We start from the raw sequence: 25,090 nt of genomic DNA, 5'->3' as shown, positions 1-25,090 counted from the left end.
TCGTGTGATTATTTTCAGCATACTGAAAATCATGTTTGCTGACCGATATCTACGAAAGCGTAGTCAACCGGGACATTGCCGCGCGCAACCAGATCCGCGGCAAAGCGCTGCTCAACCCGAATAAGAAGTGGCTGATCGGAGCGTAGCGATTCACGCGAACTGCAACGGAACCCTTTAAACCCTTTAATTGCCGGCGCAGAGCGACGGCCACAGGAGGGCGGCCATGCGTGCGGCCCAGGCGGGGCCGTCGGTGGAGCTCAGGGCCTGGGTGGCGAGCATCGAGCCGATGATGGTGTTGAACAGGAAATCGCCGTCGACGCCGGCACGGAACGTGCCGTCGGCCACGCCGCGCTCGAGGAATGCGGCGAATTGGCGGCGCACCGGGTCGATGACGTTTTCGGCGATGGCATGCACGTAGTCGTTCTCGCTGGAGAGCACGACCCCGACCGACTTGAGGCCCATTTCGCCGTCGAAGCTGCCGACGATGCGTTCGAGCAGTTCGCGCAGGCCGCTGCGGCTCGGCGCCAGGTCGTCGATCCGCACGACATGCCCGACCGTCACCGACAGCTTCGCCAGCAGGTCGTCGGCGTTGCGGTAGCGCCGGTAGATTGTCGTTTTCGCCACGCCGGACTGCCGCGCGACCTCCTCGATCGTCACGGCGCCGATGCCGCGGGCGATGATGATGTGCAGCGTCGCGTCCATGATCTTGCGGTCGGTCGCCTCGCGCCGCTGGTCATGCCGCGTGCGGTGATGCTCGAGCGCCGACGCAATCGGTAGGTCCGCCATGCCGGGCCGCCTTCCTTCCCTTCTTCGTGCCGCTCAGCCGAGCAGCTTCGTCGACTCCACCTTGGCGCTGTACCACCGGTTGAACCCGACCAGCGGCTTGCGCAGCAGCAGCCCGATCAGCAGCACCGGCGGCACGAACAGCAGCAGGCCTCCGATCGACCCCCAGAAATCGTTCTGGTAGATGCCGGCAATGGCCGCCCGGGCCGCCTTCACCGAATACGTCATCGGCAGCAGCGGCGAAATTTCCTGCGTAATCTTAGGCAACACGGCAAGCGGATACGCACCGTCGGAACCGGTGATCTGCATGACCAAAAACAGCACGCCAATCGCCTTGCCGACGTTCGAAAAACTGACGACGAGCGTATAGATAAACAGCGAATATACGAACGCCGAACCCCAGCCGTCGACGAGGAACAGCAGCGGATGCACCATCTTGACGCGCAGGAACAGCAGCAGCCCCAGCTGCATGAACGTGCTCTGCAGCAGCGCTATCAGCAGGAAGACGCCGTAGTGGCCGAGGTACAGCTGGTGCGGCTTCGGGTCGCCCAGTTCGGCGCGCGTCTTCCTCGAAACGGTCGTTTTCAGCGTCACCGCGAGCAGCAGCGAGCCGACCCACAGCGCGAGGAACGAATAGAACGGCGTCAGCGCGGTGCCGAAGTTCTCCACCGGGAAGACGGCCTTCGTTTCCAGCTTGACCGGCGCCGCAAGCGTTTCGGCGAGCGACGTCGAGTCGGAGGACAGGATTTTCTTCACCTGCGCCATGTCGCCGGAATCGAGCGCGGCGGCGAGCTTCTTCTGGAAATCGGAGAGCTTCGTGCCCGCTTGCGTCAGGCTGTCGGAAGCGTCGGCGATGACCTGCTGCGCCTTCGTCAGGCCGCTGTCGACATCGCTGGCGGTGTCGGACAGGTCGCCGAACGAATCCTTCAGGTCGGCCACCGCGCTGCCGAGCTGGGAAGCAGCGTCGGTGAACTGCTCGTTCATCGCCGTCAGGTCGGGTTTTACGGAAGTATTGAAATCATTCGAGATTCCGTCCACCGCGTTTTTCGCCTGCGACGCAAGGTTTTTTATCGACTCGCGGTCCTCGTCGGCATCGCTGACTTTAGACGAGATTTTCTTCGCGGCGTCGTTCAGATCGCTGGCGAGCGTCCGCTGCAGCGCAATGAGCGAGTCGAGCCGTGCAAGCACGGCTTCGAGCGCCGCTTTCGCCGTGTCGGACAGGTCCGGTTCCAGCGCGGCCAGCGAGTCGCGCAGCTTCTGGTAGTCGGAAGCCTGCGTCGAGATCGTCGTCGCCATGTCGGTGATCGACGAGGCCGCGTCGTTCGCGGACTTGTCGACGTTGTCGAACAGCGTGTCGAGCTGCGTGGAGACGGAGCCGAACGCCGTGGCGCTGGCCGTCAGCGCCGAGCTGAGCGCGTCGACGGACGTGTCGAGCGCGCCGGTCAGGTCGCTGACCGACGATTTCGCCGTCTTGAGTTCCTCAACGGCGCCCTTCGCCGACGAGTCGGCGTTCTTGACGAGCGCCGTCGACGAATCCAGCAGCGTCTTCGCCGAATCGGTGAGCCCGGCGTAGGCGCTCAGCGCGGTGCCGCTGTCGGTGAGCGCCGAGGCGAGGTCGGAGACGTTGCTGTTGAACTTCGCCAGCGTCGTCTGCGCTTGCGGTTTCTCGAGGTTCTCGATGAGCGCGTTGGCGATCGACAGCGCCGAATCGGTGATCGTTTTCGCGAACATCTCGTTGATTTCCGCGGCGATCGTGTCGGCGCCCTGGCCCGTGACCTTCGGCGCGAGCGCGTTGAGCTTCTCGTTGTCGTAGTAGTCGAGCGTGGCGTGCTCCGCGTCCGAGGACAGGAACGTCATCATCGTCTTCGAGAAGTCCGCCGGAATGACGACGGCCGCGTAGTAGGTGCCGGACTTCGTACCCTCGATGGCAGCGTCCTTCGACGTGAACGTCCAGTCGAGGTCCGAATTGGCGCGTAGCGAGTTGACGATGTCGTCGCCGATCGACACCTTGATCGGCAGCAGGTCGCTCGAATAGCCCTCGTCCTCGTTCGCGATGGCGAACTTGAGGTTCTTCGTGTTGGCGAACGGGTCCCAGCAGGCCGCCACGTTGAACCACGTGAACAGCGCCGGAATGACGACGAGGCCGATGACGATGATGATCGACACGACGTTGCTGGTCAGGCGCCTGACGTCGCCGACGAACAGCTTCCAGATCGTTTTCATGCCGCGTCCTTTCCGTCGGGGCTGTCGGAGCCTTCAGAACCTTCGGAGCCGTCGGTTCCCTTGAAGCCAGCGAGTTCGTCGAAGCCGTCGAGCTGGCCGGTATCCTCCAGGTCACTGGAAGGCGGCAGCTGGGCGGCGCCGGAGACCCCGTCGGTGCCGCTTCCAGCGTGCTTCGCCTGCTTCTTGGCGAGCTTGAGCGCCTTGTGCCGCTCCTTGGCGGCATGCCGCGCCTCGTGCCGGCGCTCCTTGGCTTTCTTCGCGGCCAGCGAGCGCCGGTACAGGCTCGCGACGATGACGTCGCTCGACAGCCCGCTCATCGCCACCTGCCGGTTGAGGCTGTCGCGGATGTACTCGACGATCATCAGGAACGCGATGATCAGCAGCAGCCAGATGCACCACGCCGCCAGCGCTGCCACCTTCTGTCCGTCGGGCACCACCGAGAACACGATCGCCAGCGCTACCGGCACGACGATGCCGGCGATCAGCGCGCCCTTGAGCAGCTTCGGGTACAGCTTCGCGAAATGCTGCGCGCGCCGCTCGATCTGCTTCTGGAAGCCGCCCTGGTCGGCCAGCGCCTGCAGCGCCACCGCCGCGCTGTACGGGCGCTCCGGCAGGCACGGGGTTTCGCCGACGATCATGTCGCTTTCGGCGATTTCGCGCGCGAACAGCGCGTTGAGATTCGTCAGCCACGGCCGCACGACGATGCCGACGATGAACGACAGCGTGAAGAACAGCGCCAGCACGAGCGCCATCTTCACCCATTGCCCGTCGTAGAAGCCGCCGATCGTTTCGCGGTAGGCGCTGATCGTGTACGTGAACGGGAAGAACGGGTAGAGCGCCCGGAAGAACCTCGGCATCATCTCGATGGGGTAGAGGCCCGAAGCGCCCGGTATCTGCACGATGATCAGCGCCACGCACAGCCCCTTGCCGACGTGCATGAACGTCGTCGACAGCGCGTACTCGATCGACAGGTACGTCATCGCGCTGATCCAGCCGGTCAGCACGAACATGAACGGATTGACGGTCTGCACGCCGATGATCAGGTCGCCGATCGTCACCGTCAGCGCCTGCAGCGACGCGATGATGGCGAGCAACAGGAACCGCGCCGTGTATTTCTGCGACGCCGTGACGTACAGCCCTTCGAGCCCTTCGTCGTCCACTTCCAGCTTGACGATCACCATCAGCATGAACACGCCGACCCAGCTGGCGACGCTCGTGAACAGCGGCGCCATGCCGGAACCGTACGTGGCGATCGGGTACAGCGTCGTCGTTTTCAGCACCGTCGGCGACATCATGAATTCGGCGATATGCGACGTGTCGAGCTCGCCGTCCGAACCGAACAGCGAGGAGAGGATCGACGCCGTATTGAGCGCGCCGAGATCGGTGGACACCGAATCTATTTTCTCCAGCAGCGTCCCGAGCAGTTTGTCGGTGCTTTCCAGCGCGTCGCCGGCCGAGGAGCTGATCGAGTCGAGCTGCGTGAGCACGGCGTTCGTCTGCGCCACCAGCGACGTCGAGCCGCTCACCGACGCCGACAGCAGCCCGCTGGTCGCCGCCAGCGACGACAGCCCGCTGTTGAGCTGCGGCAGCGCGCCGCTCGTCAGCGACGAGCGCGCCTTCGCCGCCGAATCCAGCGTCGTGTTCGTTGCCGACGTGAACGAATCGGCGAAGCTCTGCGTGCTGTCGGCGGTGTTCCTGACGTCGGTATTGAGCGTCGTCAGGTTCGCGATCGCGCTCGCCGTCTCGCCGTTCTTCTGCTCGAGCTGGCTGACGAGATCCTGGAACTGCGTGTTGACGGACGCGCTGATGCCGGACAAGTCGATCGACTTGAGTTCGGTGATGAGTTCGGCGTTCGTTTCGTTGACGTCCTTCATCGTCGTCAGCGCGCCGGAAACGTAGCCGGTTGCCGCCGAAACGCCGCCGGTAATCGTGGAGACGTTCGCGTTCGCGCTGTTCGTCGCCTGCGAGAGCAGGCTCGACGCGTTGTCGAGCGCCGTACCGGTCGTCGACGTGAATGAATTGAGATTGCCCTGCGACTTTTCCAGCAGGTCTTCGGCTTTGTCGAGTCCTCCGCTGGCGCTGGACGCCGCCGAGCTGACATGGTCCATCGCGTTGCGCGCGGCCGCCGTCTTTTCGGGTATGCCGTCGAGTTTCTTTTCAAGATTCTGCAGCGTCGTGCGTGCCGATTCCAGCTGCGTGCTCACTTCGCCGAGCTTCTTCGTGACGTTGTCGATCGTCGCGTTTGTTTGCTGCGTTGCCTCGCCGCTCGCCTTGTTCACCATTTCGGAAATGACGTTCGAAACGGTGGAGACGAACGTGTTGTTGACCTGCCGGTCCACCGTCGTCGCGCCGACGTCGGTGATCTTCGGGGCGACGGCGTTCGCCTTTTCGTTGACGTAGTATTCGAGCGCGGGCTGGTCGCCGTCGCTGGTAAGGATGTTCGCGACCTTGCTCGAAAAATCTTTGGGAATGACGATGGCCGCGTAGCACTCGCCGGACTCGACGCACTCCATGGCGCCGGCGTTGTCGAAGAACTGCCAGCCGAGCTGGTGGTTGCTTTTGAGCGTATCGACGATCTGGTCGCCGAGGTCCATCTTCCCCAGCAGGTCGCTGTCGGTGCCTTCGTCGTCGTTCGCGACGGCGATCTTCACGTCGGCCGTGTTGCCGTACGGATTCCAGAAACCGTAGATGTTGAGCCATGCGTACAGCGCCGGAATGATGATGAGGCCGCCGACGATGACCCACGCTGCCGGCACGCGCAGCAACCGTTTCAGGTCGCGGCGCAGTATCGTCCATACATTGCCCATGCTGCCTCTCTTTGCCCGTATCCGCCTTGCGCTGTGTGCGCTTTGCCGCTCCGTGCTTGCCTGTCCGCCCGCGCGGCGCCGTGCTGTTTCGGCGTGCCCGCGCGGCATGCGGGCCGTATCGGAAAGCAAGTGTAAACGATACGCTCTACGTAGCGCTACGTAAAGTGTAGCGTTTCGTGTCGCGCCGGGCTGCGGGCGTGGCGCAGGCGTCCGCTGTTCGCCCGGCACGAAAAAGGCGCGCCGGAAGGGGGCGTTCGGAGCGTTTTTGTCCCACACTGGAGGGTGAAGGGACCAACCAGCCGGCAGTGCCGGTGCCTGACGAAACGAGATGGGGACGATGACGGGCAACAGGAATCGCAAGCACCGCAACGCCGGCCGTTCGAACGCGGGGCGCGTGAAGGAGAATCTTGAACAGGGCGGCAGGAAGCTCGAACAGACCGCGCTGAAGGCGTCGCAGCGCGTCGAACGCGACGTGAAGGCCGACCGGCAGGAACTGAAGCAGGATGCCGCTGAACGCAAGGCGAAGCGCGACTCGTGGCATGCCGAGGAACGCTCGCTCGACGCCGGGGAAAAGAAGCTCAATGTATTCGTGCGCATTCTGGGCGCGCTGATCGTCGTCGCGGGCCTGGCGACGCTGCCGTTCCTGATCCGCGAAATCCTGGACGTCATCACGCAGGTCAGCACCGATGAAGTCGGCAGGGAAGTCAAGAGCCTGACGTTCCTGCTGGAAATGGTGCAGCTGGGCGCGCAGACGCTGACGGCGCTGGGGCTGGTGGTGTTCGGGTTCCTCGTGCTCGTCGGCAAGCGGCGCTACGCAATGTACTGGACGTACGTGCTCATTCCGCTGGTCATCGCCAAGATGCTGCTCGCGATGTGCCTGCACGGGCTGGACTGGCACCTGATCCTGCCGTTCGTGCAGTTCGTCGTGCTCGTCGTGTTCTCGGTGACGATCGACCCTGCGCTGCGGCGCGAACGGCGCGTGCAGTGGCAGCTCAAGCGCATGGACGAAGAGGCGCTCTACGACGAGCAGCGGGCGCAGGGCATGGCGGGGCGAGACCCGTCAGGCCGCGGGTACATCACGCTGAACTTCTTCAACATCTTCTGGATGTTCGTGGCGGCGTCGATCATCGGGCTGATCCTCGAAACGATCTTCCACTACATCGTCTTCGGCGTCTACCAGGACCGTGCCGGCATGCTGTGGGGGCCGTTCTCGCCGATCTACGGCTTCGGCGCCGTGCTGATGACGGTGTGCCTCAACCGGCTGTACAAGTCGTCGCCGTTCCTCATTTTCTGCGCGTCGGCGGTCATCGGCGGCGCGTTCGAGTACTTCACGAGCTGGTTCATGCAGACGGCGTTTGGTATCACCGCATGGAACTATTCGAACGAATGGGGCAATATCGACGGGCGTACGTCGGTGCTGTTCATGTGCATGTGGGGCCTGCTCGGCCTGGCGTGGATCAAGCTGTGCCTGCCGCCGTTCCTGAAGCTCATCCAGATGATCCCGTGGAAGGTGCGCTACTGGCTGACCGCCATCTGCTTCGTGCTGATCCTGTTCGACGGCATCATGACGCTGATGTCGCTCGACGCCTGGTACAACCGCCTCGCCGGCATTTCGCAGGATACGCCGATCGCCGAGTTCTTCGCGCGCTACTTCGACAACTCGTTCATGAGCAACCGCTTCCAGACGATGAGCCTGAACCCGAAGTCCGCCGGCCGCATGTAGCCGTATGTAAAGGCGTGGTGAGCGTTGCGCAAAACCGGCGGACGGTGGCGGCGGCGCAACGCTACGCTCGGGAAGCATGGAGCACGTGACCAAGCATGATATTGAAATCGTTCCCGCGCAGGACGACCCGAAGGATTTCGTCGACCTCGTCCGGGAGTACACGACGACGATCCGCGAGCACGGGGTTGAAGTGGAGCAGATGCTCGCTTCGCAGAATCTGGAAGCCGAACTCGAGAATGTCCACGGCAAGTACGGGGCGCCGACCGGCGCGATGTACGTGGCGATGGACGATGGCCACCCGGCCGGCTGCGCGGCGCTGACGAAGAACGACGATACCCACTGCGAAATCAAGCGCGTGTACGTGCGGCCCGAATACCGCGGGCAGGGCGTCAGCCGTGCGCTGCTCGACCAGGTCATCGCCGACGCGAAGTCGAAGGGCTACAAGCACATGCGCCTCGACACGTTCCCGTTCATGAAGAACGCCGTGGCGCTGTACGAAAAGTACGGCTTCAAGCCTATCGAAAAATACAACAACAACCCCGCCAAGTCCGCCATCTTCCTCGAAATGGACCTCTAAACCCGTTAATCTCTCGTCATCTCTGACTGGCTGCCTCCTGCGCCAATGCATTATACTTTTTTATATCTGTTATATCTTTTATATCTGTTATATCTTCGCGGGAGGCAGGCATGGCGAATCCGTTTAAACCCACGGCAGGCAAGACGCCGCCGGTACTGGTCGGCCGCGATGCCGATATCGAGGAATTCTCGATTGCGCTTGATGACGGCGTAGGCGCGCCAGCCCGGCTGATGTACGTCACCGGAGCCCGCGGCGTAGGCAAAACGGTGATGCTGAACGCGCTGGGCGACGTTGCACGTGAACGCGGCTGGACAGTCGTTGATGAAACGGCGGAACCCGGCTTTACGGACCGAATCATTGGAGCGCTTGAAACCAAGCAGCGGCGTCTGGCGTCGGTGAAGCTTCCGTCGGCGTCCCTCTCTGGAGCGTTTGGCGTTTCGCAGGCTTCGGTGAATCTTGGCGAAGTGGAATTACAGGACAATACGCGTTCCCTGACGCTGCGCAAGGCGGTTGGCGACAAGCTGGACCATATCAACGAAAAGAAGCACGGCGTGCTCGTGACGCTCGATGAAGTGCAGCCGGAGTCGATGCCGGAAATGCGTTCACTGGCGACGGCGGTGCAGCACCTTATCCGCGAAAACCGCAATATCGCGTTCGTATTCGCCGGGCTGCCGTCGATGGTGGAGGAAGTCATCAACGACGACATCCTTACGTTCCTGCGTCGTGCGGAACGTGACCATCTTGGCAGCGTGAAGCTGGACGATATCCGCGAGGCGTTCGCGAAAACGATTGCGGAAGGCGGCAAAAGCGCGTCGTCGGAAGTGCTGGATGTGTTGACGGAAGCGACCAACGGCTACCCCTACATGATTCAGCTAGTCGGCTACTACGCGTGGCAGGCGGCGGAAAAAGGCGACGATCCGAGCGTCATTTCGCTGCAGGAGGCGCAGGCAGGCGTGCGCAAGGCAACGGTCATGCTCGGCAGCATGGTGCATGGTCCGGCATTCGACGGGTTGCCGCAGATGGCGCGCAGCTATCTGCTGGCGATGAGCCAGGATGACGGACCGTCGGCGACGGCGGATATCGCCCAGCGGCTGGGGCGTTCCATGCAGTTCGCGAATGTCTACCGCACGAAGCTCATCAAAGAGGACCTTATCGAGTCGACCGAATATGGCCGCGTCGATTTCAAGATTCCGTATATGCGCGAATACTTGCGCGAGCATGCCGCTTACGAGCAGATGCGTGCGATGCTCGACGACGGTCGGTAACAATGGCTGGGGCGCCGGGCGAGGGCTGAATCTTTAGGCTTGCTGCAGGAAATCCAGGGCGGCGGCGTCGCGGAAGCCCTGGTCGTAGAGGCGTTCGATGGCCGGGATGTCCTGCTTGAGCGTGCTCATGCCGTCGATGCTGGCCGGCGCGAGGATCGTCACCCGGCCCGCGGCCGCCAGCCGTTCGGCTTCGTCGACTTCGTGGTTGTAGGTGGAAGCGCGGCCCAGCAGCGAACGGGCGGCCTTCGGATAGGAAAGCGCGAGCAGGCCGCTGGACGCGAGGTCGTGGGAAGGCGAGCGGCGGAACGCGCGCGGCCGCGTGAGAATGAGCACGACGTGCGTGCAGCCATCGGCGAAGGCCTTCCGGATCGGCACCGGGTCGCTGATCGTGCCGTCGAAATACGGCGTTCCGTCGATGACGTACGGACGGTCCATGACAGGCAGGCAGCTCGACGCTTTGATGATGTCGTAGTCGTCTTGCCGCATGTCATCCTGCGTAAAGAAGCGCGTGCGGCCGGTACGCGCCTCGGTTGCCACGACGCGAATCTCGGCGCCGCTGGCGACCATGGCGTCGTAGTCGAGCGGGTCCTCGCCGCCGCGGTTCATCAGCGTGCCGTAAATATAGTCAAAGCCGAGGTAGGAGCCGGTGCGCAGGAAATTGCCGACGCTCATATACTCCGGCCGCGTGAGGTACTGCGTGTAAAAGCGGCGGCTGCGGCCGCGCTGGCCGGCGAAGAACGACGTGACGTTCGCCGAGCCGGCGCTGACGCCAAGCCCGTAGTCGAAGCGGATGCCGTGATCGAGGCAGTAGTCGAACACCCCGGATCCGTAGGCGCTGCGCAGGCCGCCGCCTACGTCGATGATGCCGATTTTCCGCTCCATGCCGGGCTCCTTCCTCTCGCTGCGGCCGCTTTGCGCTTGGCTCTTTGCGGTCGCTCTGCGCTTGCTTTGCGCTCGCTGGCGACGCAACGGTCTAGTGCCAATTCCAGCGGTTCGAAAGGCGATGACACGGCGCGGGCGCCCTACGATATTGGCGAAAGTGTTCACTACGATGGAGTGGCAACGGGAGCGGGGCGAGGGATTCGGCATCGCCCTTGGAGCGATAAGCCGGCGAGCGGGAATCGACGCGACAGGCCCGAGTCGAGCGGAAGGAGGGCGGCATGCAGGGACCCAATCCCTACGCGGACGGGCTGCCCGGGCCGGTGCCGGAACGCACGCCGGCGCGCGCCGCGATGGAGGACGCCCTCGTGCAATGGATGGCGGCCAGCGGCAAGGGCGCTTCCAGCCTGACGGTCAGCGGGCTGTGCCGGCGGGCGTTCGTGGCGCGCAGCACGTTCTATGCCAACTACCGAAGCGTCGACGACGTGCTCGGGCAGATCGAGGAGCGGCTGTTGCGCGAGCTTGCCGCTGCCGGGCGCCCGATGGAAGACTTCGCGCGCGGCGGCGACGGGGTGCTGGAAGCCTATGACGCTTTCGTCAGCGTGCTGAAAGCGCATGATGCGCTGTTCCGCCTGCTGCTGGTGCAGGTTCCGGATGCACGGTTCGTCGAGCGCTGGAAGCGGCTGCTTGGCTACCATTTCTGGCAGCGGCTGTTTGCGCGCGGCGAGTCTGCCGGACAGGTGCGGCGCCACGAGCGGCCCAGCACCGTGAACCGCGCGCTGGTGCTGGAAATGATTGCGAGCGCCTTCATTTCCGGCGTGCGCATGTGGCTGGTCGACGGAGCGCAGGTGGGGACGGCGGAACTCAAGGCGCTGATTCTGCGTCTGATCCACGATATCGACGAAGTGTGGTGAGATTGCCGGACGGGCGGTGGAGAGGGGTCCCACGGTTCTTGCCGGCGACGTTCCAAGCGGGCTGCCACTGAGAAATCTTGTTCAGAAAAGCGGGAAAAGAAGAAGGAGCGTGCCCCCCCAGGGATTCGAACCCTGAACCCACGACTTAAAAGGACGCTGCTCTAACCGTTGAGCTAGAGGGGCAACAAAGTGTAACTATATACCGGCGTACCGTTTCAGCGCAAATCGAAACGCCGCGACGGGGCCGCGTCTACCGGCCACCAGCGCGGTACCGTCCGAGCGCACATCGAAATGCCGTCCGCTGTGCCATGCGCTATGCCTCCTGCAGCATCGTCTCCGCGTCGACGGCGACGAATCCTTCGGGCGCCTGGACGGGATATTTGCTGAACAGGTACATCAGCGTGTTGCCTTCGGGCCTGAGCAGCGCCGAACGATGCCGCAGATTGGCCGCCGCCTGTGCCACGTCGAAGGAGTTGCGCCACTTGCATTCCCCGAACAGCATGCGGTTGTTGAATTCGTCGTTCATGACGATGTCGATGTCGGTCTGCTCGCGCCGATCCGGATCGGTGCCCCACCATTTGCCGAATTGCGTCGGAAGCAGATCGAGCTTGCCGGCGTTGACCTGGCGCCAGAGCCACTGCATGCACATGGCTTCGAATTGCTGGCCAACGTAGGTGGTGAACGCCTCGCTTTGCGTGCCAAGCCTCGCCGCGGCCGTTCCGTTGCCCATTTCGATCAGCGAGACCGTTGGCGCGACGAAACGGTACCAATACGCGAAAAACGGGTCGGTAATCTCGTACAGTCCCTTGCGGGATTTCGCCGATGTGTCGCCGACCGGCAGCTTGCGTTCGGCAATGCCGAGCGCTTCCAGCGTTTTCAGATACGGCGACAGATGGGAAGCGGTCACCCCCGTCCGGTCGGCGATGCCGGCGGCTTTCGTCTCGCCGTGCGCAATGGCCTCCAGCACGCTTTGGTACATCGCCGGCTCGCGCAGTTCCTCGCGCAGCAGCATCTCCGGCTCGGCGTACAGCGTTCCCGTCCGGTTGAAGCACAGGCGCTCCAGATTTTCCGTGAAGCCGATTCCTTCCTGCAGCTGGCTGAGGTAGTACGGCGTGCCGCCGAGCGCGGCATAGTAGCCGATGCGCTCTTCCCAGCCGGCGTCTGCCGGCATCAATTCGGTCGCTTCGAACAGGTCGAACGGCTTGAGCTTGAGCTGCGCGCTGCGGCGGCCGTACAGCGGGCTTTTGCCGCCGAGCACTTCGTTTTCCATGAACCCTTCGTTGCTGCCGCACAGCACCGTGAAGATTCCGGTGCCGGCGAATTCATGGTCGAGCGCAATCTGCAGCGACGACGCGAGCGACGGGGCTGCCTGCGCGGCGTAGGGGAATTCGTCGAATACGAACAGCATGTTGCCGCGGCCGGCGGCTTTTCGGGCGATGTAGCGGAACAGCTCCAGCCAGTCGGTGAACGTGGCGGACAGTTCCGTCTCCCCGAAGAAGTCGAATGCCGTCTGCGCCAGCGACTGCAGGTTAGCCCGGTCATTCTGCTCGCGGGCGGTGAACCACAGCGTCGGCTTGTCCTGGCTGAACTGGGAAAGCAGCGCCGTCTTGCCGATGCGGCGCCGGCCGTAGACGACGACCATGCGCTGGTCCGTGTCGTTCCCGTAGTGCTCTTCAAGCACTGAAAGCTCTTGTGTTCTGCCTACGAACATGGCGCCGTCCTTCCTGTGCCGCTTGATAACGTTCCGTTTAATATAATCGTACTTAGTATAATCGTGATTATACTAATCGTGATTATATAACGCGAGGGGCGGTGGACAGCGGGCGTATGATGCAGCTATGCCTTGCACTACCATTCTCATCGGCAAAGACGCGAGCATCGACGGCTCGACGATCATCGCACGCGACGACGATTCCGGTTCCGGACGCTACGACCCGAAGAAATTCGTCGCCGTCAGCCCGGCCGAGCAGCCGCGCGAATACCATAGCGTGCTCAGCCATATGACGGTGCCGCTGCCCGACGATCCATGCTGGTACTCCATCGTGCCGAACGTGCTGCCCAATCGCGGCGTGCTCGCCGAGGCCGGCGTCAACGAGCATAACGTGGCGATGAGCGCCACCGAAACGATCGCGGTCAATCCGCGCGTGCTCGGGGCGGATCCGTTCGTCGCCTACCAGCCGGCCGTGGGGAAGCCGGGGGAGGAAGGGTACCGTCCCGAAGTGCCCGGAGGGCTGGGCGAAGAGGACATCATTACGCTGGTGCTGCCGTATGTGGCGACGGCCCGCGAAGGGGTCGAGCGGTTCGGGTCGCTGCTGGAGACCTACGGGACATACGAGGCGAACGGTGTCGTGTTTTCCGACGTGGATGAAATCTGGTATGTCGAAACGATTGGCGGCCATCACTGGATTGCCCGGCGCGTTCCCGACGACTCCTATGCCGCCATTCCCAACCAGCTCGGCATCGACTTCTTCGACGCCGACGATGCGCTGGGGGAGCGGCGCAGCTTCATGTGCTCGGCCGACCTGCTGGACTGGATGGCCGCGAACCGGCTCGACCGCACCATTTCGAACGTGCTCGACCAGCTCAACGTATTCAATCCGCGCAAGGCGTTCGGCACGGCGACGCCGAAAGACCATATCTACAACACCCCGCGCGCGTGGTACATGCAGCGGACGCTGAACCCGTCCGCCGACTGGGATTCGCCGGCCGCGCAGTACCGCCCCGACTCGGACGACCTGCCGTGGTGCCGCAAGCCCGACGACAAGGTGACGCTTGAGGACGTCGCGTTCCTGATGGCGTCCCATTTCGAAGGCACGCCCTACGACCCGTACGGCACGACCGGCACGCCGGAAAGCCGGCACCGGTTCCGGCCCGTCGGCGTCAATCGCACCGGGCACATGGTGGCGATGCAGATCCGACCGTATGCGCCGGCCGATTCGCGTTCGCTGATGTGGATCGCCTACGGCTCGCAGCCATTCACCGCGGCGGCGCCGTTCTATGCCAACGTGCATGAGACGCCCGCGTATCTGCGCGATACCCCGGGCGAGAAGGTGTCGACCGATTCGCTCTACTGGTCGAACCGGCTGATTGCCGCGCTCGCCGATACGCATTTCTTCGAGAACGACGGGCTTGTGGAGGCGTATCGCGAAGAGGTGCAGGCGTATGGCCACCGCCATGTCGCCGAAACCGACGCGCGGCTGCTGCGCGTGGCGCAGGCGGCTGGAGCTGGCCGGGAAACCGATGCGGATGCGGCGGCCGATACTGCCGCAGCGGGTGCAGGTGAGGGCGTTCTGGAACCTGAAGGCAGTGGGGTTGCCGCGCCGGAGGCGGCAGTGACGGAGACGCCGGTGACGGATGCGCCGGTGACGGAGCTGCTGCAGGAGGCCAACGAAGCGATGGCGCGTTTCCTCGAGGGAAAGACGTCGCGGCTGCTGTTCGACGTGCTCTACACGTCCAGCAACCTGATGAACAACAGCTTCGCCATGTCTGACAAGTGGCTCTAGGAGGAAAGGCGTCCAGAGTTTGAGGGGGTGCCAAGGTACTGGACAGCTTTCAGGGTGACCATGCTGCGCGAGGCGGCCGGTTTTGGCGGAATTCTGCCGTTTTGCCAAAGTGCTAAACAATGCATGGTGTCCAGTGATCGGAGTGCCCAAAAAGTCTGGACGCCTTTTCCGCACGGACGCCCACTCTTAGGGGTTTCTGGACGCTGTTTTCATGCTGGCGCCCCACTCTGGTGGGGTTTGCCATCCAGATCTGGACACCATTCCTTAGTTGAACCCGAGAATTTTGTTGGCTACGCGGTAGCCGACGCGCACGCAGAAGCGGCCGGCCGGTCCGGGGAGGTTCATGGCGCGCGAGACAAGCTTGTGGCGCACGTCGTGGCCGATTTTCGGCGAATAGTCGTCGATGGCGTTCCACAGCTGCTTCTGCACATGGTAGTTCTCATGGTTCTTCGACAGGATCAGGAACACCGTCGTGATCGAGCTCTCGATGGCCAGGAAGTGGATCATGTAGCGGTAGAGCCCCTCGGACACCTCCGGCGACTCGGGGGTGGCGTTGAGCATCTGCTTGTTGACGCGGCACAGCTGGCCCACGCGCCTGATCATGACGTCCGTCTGCACCGACTGGCCCTCGCGGCCGATGAAGTAGTGGTAGAACGGCGTGGGGATGTACATGATGGAATGCACCCACGGGAACGGCTGATAGGAATAGATGAAGTCCACGTAGAACGTGTGCTCGGGCAGCTGCATGCCCGATGCGCGCACGACGTCGGTGCGGAACGTCAGCGCATGCATGATGATGTACTGCGCGATGCCGAACTTGCCTAGGTCGTTCCAGTCGATGCGCCGGTTCATCGGCATGACCTTCTCGAAACTGACGACGTGCTTGTGCTTCTTGCCGACCTTGTCGTACACGTAATCAGTCACGAGCATGTCGAGCGGATCGTCGGAGCCGGGCTGCGCGCGCAGCACCGCCAGCACGTCCTCGAGCGAGTCGGCGCCGATCCAGTCGTCGGCGTCCACTACCTTCACGTACATGCCGCGCGCCTGCGCGAGGCCGGTGTTGACGGCCCCGCCATGCCCCTTGTTCTCCTGGTGGATGGCGCGCACGACGCCAGGATTCTCGCGTTCGAAGCGCTGCGCAACCTCAAGCGTGCCGTCGCTGGAGCCGTCGTCGACGATGATGACTTCGACGTCGTCGCATTCAATGGCGGCAAGCAGCGATTCAACGCAGCGGGGCAGGTAATGCTGCATGTTGTATGCCGGTACGACGAACGTAAGGATCTTGTGATCCATGGGGCTCCCCCAACGTGGATATGTCCCGCCGCCGTACGCTAGGTATGGTCTCTGGTCTCGGTCGGCGTGGGATATGCGGACAGTGTCGCTTCCATATTAAACGGAACATCCGGCACTGTGCGCTTCACACTCACTTTTGCTCGTCATCAGCTGAATCGGGGGTGTCGCCGTCCGCTTCGTCGCCGCCTTCCTGCGGTTCTTCGGCCTCCGGTTCGGCTTCCTTCTTGCCCTTGCGCTTCTTGCCGTCGGCTTCCTTGGCTTCAGATTCCTTCGCCTTGGCTTCCTCTTTCGCCTCGTCCTTCGCTTCCTTCTTCGCCTTCGCGCCTTCGAAGATGAGCTCCGGCTTGGCTTCCAGGCGGCTCAGGCCGTGCCATGCGAGATTCACGATCAGCGCCGCCAGCTGCTCCTTCGTCATCTTGCGCTGGCTTGCCCAGTACTGGCCGGTGAACACCGTCATGCCGACGAGCATCTGCGAATAGTAGGAAACGCCCTTGAGGGGCAGCTTCTGCTTCTTGAACCACACGGTCAGGATGTCCTGTACGCGCAGGCTGATGTCGCCCCACAGCGACGAGAACGAGCTGGACGGGTCGGTGATCGGCGAATCGCGCACGAGCACCTGGAAGCCTTCCGAGTTCTCCTCGATGTAGGTGAGCAGCGCCAGGGACGTGCGCTCCACGATCTGGCGCGGGTGCAGGTCCTGCTCGCTCATGGCGTTGAGCAGCGTTTCGCTCAAGGCCCGCATTTCGCGGTCGACGACGACGGCGTACAGGCCCTCCTTGCCCCCGAAGTGCTCGTAGACGATGGGCTTGCTGACCTTGGCGTGGGCGGCGATTTCCTCGACGCTCACCGCTTCGAATCCCTTGGCTGCGAAGAGGGAGCGGCCTATTTCGATGAGCTGTTCGCGGCGCTGGTACGCCGACATCCGTGAAGTATTCGCCATGGTCCCCAGTTTCGCACCAACGGGGGATGAGCCTAGTTTAGGGTAGGGGTTATGGATACGAATACGATCATCGCCATAGTAGTCATTGTCGTGATTGCGGCGCTCCTCGTTTTCGGCGGCATCTGGATGGACCGTTCCCGCAAGAAGGCCATTTCGGACTCGCAGGCCAAGGCCAAGGCGAAGGCCGATGAACGGCTTGCCGCGGAACGCGAAGCCGAACGCAAGGCAGCCGAGAGCGCGGCGGCGCAATCCGAACCGGAACCCAAGGAACAGGAAGAGACCGGCAAAGCGCCGGGTGCCCCGCCGGAAGGAACCAAGGCAGCTGAAGCAGCCAAGGGCGGCGAGGTTGCCAAGCCGGCCGCGGCTGAATCTGAAGCAGAGGCGGAAGCCGCGCCACGCGGTGAGGTCCCCGAGGGCAAGCCGTCGCGGCTGAAGAAGCTGCGCGAAAAGCTGTCGAAGTCCGCGAACCCGTTCGGCAAGGCGCTGTTCACGATCCTGACGAAGGACAACCTGTCCGAAGAGGATTGGGAGGACGTCGAGGACACGCTGCTGCTGGCGGACGTCGGCGCCGAGGCGTCGGAGGAACTCGTCGAGAAGATGCGCACCGACGCGCGCGTCAACGGCGACACCGACGCCGCGCAGGTGCGCGAGGCGCTGCGCGGCGAGCTGGTCGAGCTGGTCGGCAAGGACACCGACCGGCGGCTGGAAGCCGAGAAGGACGGCGCGAAGAAGCCGAGCGTCATCATCATGGTCGGCGTCAACGGCACCGGCAAGACGACGACGACCGGCAAGCTGGCGCGCATGTTCGTGTCGGAAGGCAAGTCGGTCATGCTCGGCGCCGCCGATACGTTCCGCGCGGCCGCCGCGGACCAGCTGGAAACCTGGGGCGCGAAGGTGGGCGTGCCGGTCGTGCGCGCCGACCATGACGGCGCCGACCCCGCGTCGGTGGCGTTCGAAGCCTCGAAGCAGGCGAAGGAAGCCGGCGTGGACGTGCTGATCATCGACACCGCCGGGCGCCTGCAGAACAAGGCGAACCTGATGGACGAGCTGGGCAAGATCCGCCGCGTCACCGAGAAGAACCTTCCGGTGGACGAGGTGCTGCTCGTGCTCGACGCGACGACCGGCCAGAACGGCATGGCGCAGGCGAAGGTGTTCGCCGAAGCGATCGGCCTGACCGGCGTCGTGCTCTCGAAGCTCGACGGCTCGGCGAAGGGCGGCATCGTCATTTCGGTGCAGAAGGAGCTCGGTGTGCCGGTCAAGGTCGTCGGCGTCGGCGAAGGCCCCGACGATCTGGCGCCGTTCGACCCAGAAAGCTTCGTCGACGGCATCCTCGGCTGATTGCGCCCCGTGGCTGTTGTAGCGCCGGCGTTCCCACCAGGGGCGCCGGCGCTCTTCGTTCTCCGGCGCTTCGCAGCCCCCTGCCGGCGCCGTCTGTCCGCCGAGGAAAGGACATGCCAGCCATAAGGCTTGCAGGCTCCGCAGCTGCCCTTCCCGTCCGCAGTGCGGACGGCCAAGCGGCGCAAGACTGCGGAATTCGGGGGCGTTTTACTTTTTCGTAACCTCCCGTAACACAACGAAAACGCGGGCGGCGTTCGATGGGCAACTATGAAACGGCGCCTGGGGCGACGCTTCTGCAAGGAAAGAGACCAGAACCGCTGCGACGGTTCGGCGATAGACAAGCAACCTTCGTGGTTCAACGACAAAGGATGAAAGAGAGGGAGGGTAGGCAATGGGACAGCTTGATTCCGGTAATGCCGCGTGGATATTGACGTGTGCGTCCCTGGTATTCCTCATGACGCCCGGCGTGGCGCTCTTCTACGGCGGCATGGTCCGTGCCAAGGCCGTGCTCAACATGCTGATCATGGAAGCGGCAGCGCTTTCGGTGACGATGGTGATCTGGGCCCTGTGGGGCTGGTCCATCGCCTATGCCGGCAACTCGGTCGGCGGCATCTTCGGCGACCCGGCCACCGGCTTCCTGCTGCGTGACACGATGGTCGTGGAGGATGGCGTCTACACGTCATCGGCCATCAACGGCAACAACTATCCGGTCAGCGTCGACGTTGCCTTCCAGGCCGCCTTCGCCATGATCACCGTCGCGCTCATCTGCGGCGCCATCGCCGAACGCGTCAAGTACAGCACCTGGATGATCTTCGTGGCCCTGTGGGTCACCTTCGACTACGCCCCGATGGCGCACATGGTGTGGAACGGCGGCTTGCTGTCCGCCGACGGCCCGATTTCCCAGGCGCTCGGCGCCGCTGCCCACGACTTCGCAGGCGGCACCGTCGTGCACATCAACGCCGCAATGGCCGCGCTCGTCATCGTGCTGATCATCGGCAAGCGCAAGGGCTTCGGCACCGAGCCGATGCGCCCGCACAACGTGCCGTTCGTCATGCTCGGCGCCTTCCTGCTGTGGTTCGGCTGGTTCGGCTTCAACGCCGGTTCGGCGTTCGCCGCCAACGGCACCGCCGGCTACGCCTGGGTGTCCACGTCGCTCGCCGCCGCCGGCGCCATGCTCGGCTGGGGCTTCACCGAAAAGATCCGTACCGGACACTACACGGCCATGGGCGCCGCCTCGGGCATCGTGGCCGGCCTGGTCGCCATCACGCCGGGCGCCGACGTCGTCTCGCCGCTGTGGTCCATCGTGCTCGGCCTCGTCGCCGGCATCGTCACCTGCCTCGCCTGCGGCCTGAAGTACAAGCTCGGCTACGACGACTCGCTTGACGTCGTCGGCGTGCACGGCGTCGGCGGCCTCATCGGCACCGTCGCCCTCGGCCTGATCATGGAAGGCACCGGCCTGTTCTACTCGGGCAGCTTCCGCCAGCTCGGCGTGCAGGTCATCATCGCGATCGTCGCCATCGTCTACTCCGGCGTCATCACGACGATCATCGCCTTCGCGCTTGAGAAGACGGTCGGCTGGCGCGTCACCCCCGCGCAGGAAGTCGCCGGCATCGACATGGCCGACCAGGGCGAACGCGCGTACGATTTTGCTGGTACCGCCAGCTCTGTTCTGAAGGAGATGAAGTGATATGAAGCTGATCACCGCAATCATCCAGCCTCATAAGCTCGACGAAGTCAAGGAAGCGCTCGCGGCCGCCGGCGTCCATGGCCTGACCGTTTCCGAAGCGAACGGCTACGGCCGCCAGCGCGGGCACACGGAAATCTACCGCGGCGCCGAATACACCGTCGACCTGATTCCGAAGATCCGCGTCGAGGTCATCGTCGACGACGCCGACATGGAAACGCTCGTCGACGTCATCGTCAAGGCCGCCGGCACCGGCACGATTGGCGACGGCAAGGTGTGGGTAACGCCGCTTGACCTGGTCGCCAGGGTGCGTACCGGCGAAACCGGCTCCGCCGCAATCTAAGATTCAAACGGCCCCCTTTGCGAACGCGAGGGGGCCTTTCCATACCTGCAGCCAGCGCACGGTTCCGCTCAGGCGACGTGCGCTGGCTGCGGCAACGAGAGAGAGGGAACGATGGGGGCAGTGGACGGGCTCAAGCAAACGCTGCTGGAGCTGAGCGCGCCGGACGCCGACGGCGTCTACCGCGGCGGCGCGGCGAAACGCAAGGCGCGCACGCAGGCGGCGAGGGCGGCGCTGGGCAATCTTTGGCAGGAAGCGGTGGAAGCGGTACCGTTCGACGTGCCGCGGGAAGGGATCGGCTTCGCGGCCGTCGGCTCGCTGGCGCGCGGGCAGATCGGGCCGCGTTCCGACCTCGATTTGACGATCATCGTCCAGGATTCGCGGGTGCTGTCCACGTCCGAACTCAACGAACTCGCAAACCGGCTGTGGTATCCGCTGTGGGATGCCGGCATCGACCTCGACCATTCGGTGCGCTCGAAGGCGCAGTGCGAAGCCGTCACCGACCACGACGTGCCGGCGGCGATGGGATGGCTGGACGTCATGCCGATTGCCGGCGACGCCGCGCTCGTCGAATCCACCGGAGCTTCGATTCTGCAGCGCTGGCGCAAGATGGCGCGCAAACGGCTGCCGGAACTGCTCGAGACCGCGACGAAACGGCAGGAACGGTTCGGGCGGCTCGCGTACGTGAACCAGCCGGACATCAAGGAATCGCGCGGAGGGCTGCGCGACACGGTGCTCGCGTCGGCCATCGCTGCCTCGTGGCTCGCGGACCGGCCGCACGGACGCTACGACGACGCCGTCGAGCGGCTGCTGGACGTGCGCGACGCCATCCATCTGGCGGCCGGCAAGGATACGAACCTGCTGCTGTCGCCGTACCAGGCGCCGGTCGCCGCGATGCTGGGGCTCGCCGACCCGACGCTGCCCGACGGGGAGCGCCAGGCAACGTCGATCGACGACCTGCAGACGCTGCTCGCGCGGCTGGGGAGGGCGGTGGCGTTCGGGCTGGACTCGACGGCGTCGCGCGCGCAGCGCACGCTCGTGCACGACAAGCCGCGCTTCTCGTTCTTTCAGATGCGCAAGCCGCAAGCCGGCGGCAAGCGCGAGGCGCCGAAGTTCGACGTCGTCGCGCCGGGGGTCGCCGTCCATGAACAGGAGGTGGTGCTGGCGCCCGGGGCGCAGCCGCAGGAGGACGCGCAGCTGCCGCTGCGGGTCGCCGTCGCGGCCGCGCGGCGCGGCATGCCGATCAACGCGGCAACGCTGTCGAACCTGCGGCGCGCCCCGGTGCGCAGCAACGGCTGGGACGGCGAAAGCCGCACGCTGTTCGTGCAGCTGCTGGCGAGCGGGGCGAATCTGCTGGACGTGTGGGAGGAACTCGACTTCATCGACATGCCGGGGCGGTGGATGCCGGAATGGTCGGCGATCCGCAACCGGCCGAGCGCTTCGGCGGCGCACCGCTTCACGATCGACCGGCACATGGTGGAGGTGACGAGCCGGCTGGGTCGGGTGCGTCCGACGCTGCAGACGCTGACCGACGTGCCATTGCCGGTGCAGGCGGCTGGCTGGGAGCTGGCAGGCTCCGCGGGGGCGGGGAGGTCCGGCGTTCCTGGCGGGGGCTCGCAGGGTGCGGGCGTGCAGTATTCCGATGATGAGTTCACGGCGCTGCTGCTGGCCGGAATCCTGCACGACATCGGCAAGCGGCCGGGCGTGGCCGACCACGCCTCGGAAGGCGTGCGGCATGCGAAGGTGATCCTGGAGCGCATGGGGTTCGAGCCGGGCGTGACGGCGCGCGTGCTGGCGTTGGTCCGGGAGCATCTGTCGATGTCGCAGCTGGCGCAGTCGAAGCCGGCGGCCGAAGCGGGGGCGCTGCTCGCTGAACGGCTGGAAGGCGACGTGGTGCTGCTGGACATGCTGTTCGACCTGACGCGGGCGGATATGTGCTCGCTGGGCGCGACGGCGGGGGAGTCGATTTCCGGGCAGCTGGGGTGGAGCAAGTGGCATGCGCAGCTGGTCGCCGGCGTCTACCGGGCCGCACGGCAATGCATGGAACATGAGTGAGCATTATCACAGTTCGCGCAAAAGTCAAACCGGATTGGTGGGAATTGGGGATAGCAGGCTGGTTATCCCCATGTTGTCCACAGAGTTATCCCCCCTTTGTGGATAACGGATACGGTTATCCACAAAGTTATCCCCACGATGTGGATAACTCGAGTTTTTTGCAGAAAAGTTATCCCCATTCATCCACATCAGCGTGTTTCGAAAACCTGTTCGACCGGTTTGCGAGGAGGTGTGGGAAGGGGTGTGGCGCTCCTCTGTAGGCGGACAGGATTGGAGCGTGTCGGGTTGGCCGCGCCCCGCGTCGCTTTGTTACGATGGCGGGTAATTGCGCGGCGTGGCTCAAGGACAGGCAATGATGCCGTTCAGCGCCGCGGGAAGGCAGGTACCACTATGACTGACCAGCGTGTAGCCATCGTCACCGGCGCAGCGCGCGGCATCGGCCGCGGCATTGCCGTCAAGCTCGCCGAAGACGGCTTCGATGTCGCCGTCGCCGATCTCGAATCGCAGCGCGACGAAGCGCAGGAAACGCTCAAGCAAATCGAGGCCGCGGGACGCCGCGCCTTCTTCCGGCCGACCGACGTGTCCGAGCGCGAGCAGGTATTCGGCCTAGTCGACGACACCGTCGATGAACTGGGCACGCTCGACGTCATGGTCAACAACGCCGGCATCTGTCAGGTCGTGCCGTTCATGGAGATCACTCCCGAACAGCTGGAGCAGATCGTGCACATCAACCTGTTCAGCGTGGTCTTCGGCATCCAGGCGGCGGCGAACAAGTTCGGCGAGCTGGGCAAGGAGAAGGGCAAGATCATCTCCGCGTCGTCCATCGCCGGCTTCGAGGGCTTCCCGATCCTCGGCGCCTACTCGTCCACGAAGTTCGGCGTGCGCGCGCTGACGCAGGTCGCCGCCAAGGAGCTCGCGCCGCGCAACATCACCGTCAACGGGTATGCGCCCGGCATCGTCGATACGCCGATGTGGACGTACATCGACGCGGAAATGGGCAAGATCAACGGCAAGCCGGTGGGGCAGAACTTCGCCGACATGGTCGATACGATCGCGCTGGGCCGCTGCGAGGTGCCGCGCGACGTCGCCGGCGCCGTCTCCTTCCTGGCCAGCGACAACGCCGACTACGTCACCGGCCAGACCATCATCGTGGACGGCGGCATGCAGTACAGGTAACTGCCGTACGTTTCGCTGCCGTACGTCCCAACGCAGCGCCCGGCCGGGGAAACCACAAAAGCCCGATCCCTTCCCCGGCCGGGCGTTTTCGCGTCCGAAACGGAGGTTAGGCCGTTCGGATTATGCTGAGGGGTATGGCTGATTCCCGTTCGTTTTCCGATGGCTTCGCGCGTCCACAGGACGACGCGAACGATACGGCGCTCTTCGACCGCATTCCGCCGCACGACGACAACGCCGAGATGGCGGTGCTCGGCGGCATGCTGATGAGCAAGGACGCCATCGGCGAAGTGTCGCAGATGATCGAGGTCTCCGATTTCTACCAGCCGAAGCACCAGACGATCTACGAAGCGATCATCGACATGTTCGCGGCTTCCGAACCGGTGGACGCCGTGCTGGTGGCCAACCGGCTGACCGACCAGGGCAACCTCGAGAAGGTCGGCGGCGTCGACTACCTGCAGAGCCTGATCTCCTCCGTCCCGACGGCGGCGAACGCAACGTACTATGCCGAAATCGTCCACCAGCGCGCCATTCTGCGCCAGGTCATCGCCGCGGGCACCAAGATCGCCCAGCTGGGCTACAGCGCCGAAGGCGCGCAGGCCGAGGACATCGTCAACCTCGCGCAGTCCGAAGTGTATGAAATGGGCGCCGGGCGCGTCCGCCAGGACTATTCGCCGATCAAGGACGTCGTCAACGACGCCCTCGAGCAGATCGACAAAATCCAGAAGGGCGAGCTGCAGAAAGGCGTGCCCACCGGCTTCCGCGACATCGACGAGGTAACGCAGGGCCTGCAGCCGGGCCAGATGATCGTCGTAGCCGGCCGCCCGGCCATGGGCAAGTCGACGCTCGGCATCGACTTCGCGCGCGCGGCGGCGCTGCACCACAACATGACGTCGGTGGTGTTCAGCCTCGAAATGAGCAAGGTGGAGCTCGCGCAGCGCATCATCTCCGCCGAAACGAACATCCCGCTGGCGGCGATGCGCCACGCGGAGGACATCACGATCGAGCGCTGGGACACGCTCAACAAGTTCTTCGTCAAGCTGGAGAACGCCCCGCTGTTCATCGACGATTCGCCGAACATGAGCCTGATGGAGATCCGCGCGAAATGCCGCCGCCTCAAGCAGACGAACGACCTGAAGCTCGTCGTCATCGACTACCTGCAGCTGATGAGCTCCGGCAAGCAGATCGAAAGCCGCCAGCAGGAAGTCTCGGAATTCTCCCGCGCCCTGAAGCTGCTCGCCAAGGAGCTCGAGGTGCCGGTCGTGGCGCTCTCGCAGCTCAACCGAGGCCCCGAAATGCGCAACGACAAGAAGCCGCAGCTGTCCGACCTGCGCGAATCCGGCTCGATCGAGCAGGACGCCGACGTGGTGTTCCTCGTGCACCGGCCCGACTTCTACGACAAGGAGGACCGTCCGGGCGAAGCCGACATCATCATGGCCAAGCACCGCAACGGCCCGACCGAAACGTTCCACCTGGCCTTCCTTGGCGCCAACTCGAAGTTCAAGGACATGCCGCAGGACTACCAGCAGGGAGTGTGAGCGACGATGGCACAACGACAGGAAGCAAACAAGGCCGCAAACGCTGCAGCCGGTG

The 25,090-nt window shown here is 64.0% G+C and carries 18 protein-coding genes and 1 tRNA gene; 11 read left to right on the top strand and 8 right to left on the bottom strand.

Features of this window, described 5'->3' with window-relative positions:
- Positions 1 to 183: 183 nt before the first annotated feature.
- The 3 genes from AC1AXT_RS07200 to AC1AXT_RS07190 are packed head-to-tail and all read right to left on the bottom strand — an operon-like array spanning position 184 to position 5,813.
- Complete coding sequence (locus AC1AXT_RS07200; RefSeq protein ID WP_476540930.1) at positions 184 to 786, bottom strand: TetR/AcrR family transcriptional regulator; 603 nt, start codon at positions 784 to 786, stop codon at positions 184 to 186.
- 33 nt (positions 787 to 819) lie between these two features.
- Positions 820 to 3,006 carry a YhgE/Pip family protein gene (locus tag AC1AXT_RS07195; protein ID WP_476540929.1) on the bottom strand — a complete coding sequence of 729 codons (2,187 nt, stop codon included), beginning with the start codon at positions 3,004 to 3,006 and terminating at the stop codon, positions 820 to 822.
- Positions 3,003 to 5,813, bottom strand: coding sequence for a YhgE/Pip domain-containing protein (locus tag AC1AXT_RS07190; RefSeq protein WP_476540927.1), 2,811 nt, complete (start codon positions 5,811 to 5,813; stop codon positions 3,003 to 3,005). Before AC1AXT_RS07190 ends, AC1AXT_RS07195 begins: the two co-directional genes overlap by 4 nt.
- A gap of 337 nt (positions 5,814 to 6,150) precedes the next feature.
- On the opposite strand from AC1AXT_RS07190, the gene AC1AXT_RS07185 reads away from it, so the two are divergent.
- The 3 genes from AC1AXT_RS07185 (at position 6,151) to AC1AXT_RS07175 (ending at position 9,378) form a co-directional block, all read left to right on the top strand.
- Positions 6,151 to 7,536 carry a putative ABC transporter permease gene (locus tag AC1AXT_RS07185; RefSeq protein ID WP_476540925.1) on the top strand — a complete coding sequence of 462 codons (1,386 nt, stop codon included), beginning with the start codon at positions 6,151 to 6,153 and terminating at the stop codon, positions 7,534 to 7,536.
- A gap of 85 nt (positions 7,537 to 7,621) precedes the next feature.
- Positions 7,622 to 8,113, top strand: coding sequence for a GNAT family N-acetyltransferase (locus tag AC1AXT_RS07180; RefSeq protein ID WP_476540923.1), 492 nt, complete (start codon positions 7,622 to 7,624; stop codon positions 8,111 to 8,113).
- A 110-nt stretch (positions 8,114 to 8,223) separates the two neighbouring features.
- Positions 8,224 to 9,378 carry an ATP-binding protein gene (locus AC1AXT_RS07175; protein ID WP_476540921.1) on the top strand — a complete coding sequence of 385 codons (1,155 nt, stop codon included), beginning with the start codon at positions 8,224 to 8,226 and terminating at the stop codon, positions 9,376 to 9,378.
- A gap of 33 nt (positions 9,379 to 9,411) precedes the next feature.
- On the opposite strand, the gene AC1AXT_RS07170 is transcribed toward AC1AXT_RS07175, so the two are convergent.
- On the bottom strand, positions 9,412 to 10,260 hold the full coding sequence (locus AC1AXT_RS07170; RefSeq protein WP_476540919.1) for a patatin-like phospholipase family protein: 849 nt from the start codon (positions 10,258 to 10,260) through the stop codon (positions 9,412 to 9,414).
- Between the two features lie 278 nt (positions 10,261 to 10,538).
- Between AC1AXT_RS07170 and AC1AXT_RS07165 the strand changes: the two genes are divergently transcribed.
- On the top strand, positions 10,539 to 11,171 hold the full coding sequence (locus tag AC1AXT_RS07165; protein ID WP_476540917.1) for a TetR/AcrR family transcriptional regulator: 633 nt from the start codon (positions 10,539 to 10,541) through the stop codon (positions 11,169 to 11,171).
- A 110-nt stretch (positions 11,172 to 11,281) separates the two neighbouring features.
- On the opposite strand, the gene AC1AXT_RS07160 is transcribed toward AC1AXT_RS07165, so the two are convergent.
- Positions 11,282 to 11,354 (bottom strand) — tRNA-Lys (locus AC1AXT_RS07160).
- A 130-nt stretch (positions 11,355 to 11,484) separates the two neighbouring features.
- Positions 11,485 to 12,882, bottom strand: coding sequence for an ATP-binding protein (locus AC1AXT_RS07155; protein ID WP_476540916.1), 1,398 nt, complete (start codon positions 12,880 to 12,882; stop codon positions 11,485 to 11,487).
- Positions 12,883 to 13,009: 127 nt separating this feature from the next.
- Between AC1AXT_RS07155 and AC1AXT_RS07150 the strand changes: the two genes are divergently transcribed.
- Positions 13,010 to 14,674 (top strand): C69 family dipeptidase, encoded by a 1,665-nt coding sequence (locus AC1AXT_RS07150; RefSeq protein WP_476540914.1) that lies wholly within the window; start codon positions 13,010 to 13,012, stop codon positions 14,672 to 14,674.
- A gap of 264 nt (positions 14,675 to 14,938) precedes the next feature.
- Here the strand turns inward: AC1AXT_RS07150 and AC1AXT_RS07145 are convergent, their stop codons facing one another.
- Complete coding sequence (locus AC1AXT_RS07145) at positions 14,939 to 15,967, bottom strand: glycosyltransferase family 2 protein (RefSeq protein WP_476540912.1); 1,029 nt, start codon at positions 15,965 to 15,967, stop codon at positions 14,939 to 14,941.
- A gap of 130 nt (positions 15,968 to 16,097) precedes the next feature.
- Positions 16,098 to 16,889 (bottom strand): TetR/AcrR family transcriptional regulator, encoded by a 792-nt coding sequence (locus AC1AXT_RS07140; RefSeq protein ID WP_476541187.1) that lies wholly within the window; start codon positions 16,887 to 16,889, stop codon positions 16,098 to 16,100.
- Positions 16,890 to 16,958: 69 nt separating this feature from the next.
- Here AC1AXT_RS07140 and ftsY point away from each other — a divergent pair, with 69 nt between their 5' ends.
- The 6 genes from ftsY to dnaB all read left to right on the top strand — a co-directional run bounded on the left by ftsY (position 16,959) and on the right by dnaB (position 25,035).
- On the top strand, positions 16,959 to 18,245 hold the full coding sequence (gene ftsY / locus AC1AXT_RS07135) for a signal recognition particle-docking protein FtsY (RefSeq protein WP_476540911.1): 1,287 nt from the start codon (positions 16,959 to 16,961) through the stop codon (positions 18,243 to 18,245).
- A 391-nt stretch (positions 18,246 to 18,636) separates the two neighbouring features.
- Positions 18,637 to 19,932, top strand: coding sequence for an ammonium transporter (locus AC1AXT_RS07130; protein WP_476540909.1), 1,296 nt, complete (start codon positions 18,637 to 18,639; stop codon positions 19,930 to 19,932).
- A gap of 1 nt (position 19,933) precedes the next feature.
- Positions 19,934 to 20,272, top strand: coding sequence for a P-II family nitrogen regulator (locus AC1AXT_RS07125; RefSeq protein ID WP_476540907.1), 339 nt, complete (start codon positions 19,934 to 19,936; stop codon positions 20,270 to 20,272).
- Positions 20,273 to 20,383: 111 nt separating this feature from the next.
- A complete protein-coding gene (locus AC1AXT_RS07120) occupies positions 20,384 to 22,324 on the top strand; it encodes a [protein-PII] uridylyltransferase family protein (RefSeq protein ID WP_476540905.1) in 1,941 nt (646 codons plus the stop codon).
- Between the two features lie 390 nt (positions 22,325 to 22,714).
- Entirely contained in the window at positions 22,715 to 23,500 is a 786-nt protein-coding gene (locus AC1AXT_RS07115) for an acetoin reductase (RefSeq protein WP_476540904.1), read from the top strand.
- Between the two features lie 134 nt (positions 23,501 to 23,634).
- Entirely contained in the window at positions 23,635 to 25,035 is a 1,401-nt protein-coding gene (gene dnaB / locus AC1AXT_RS07110) for a replicative DNA helicase (protein ID WP_476540903.1), read from the top strand.
- The last annotated feature ends 55 nt before the right edge of the window (positions 25,036 to 25,090 follow it).

Source organism: Bifidobacterium sp. LH_450 (genome assembly GCF_056356715.1).
This window is presented reverse-complemented; position numbering and strand designations above follow the sequence as displayed.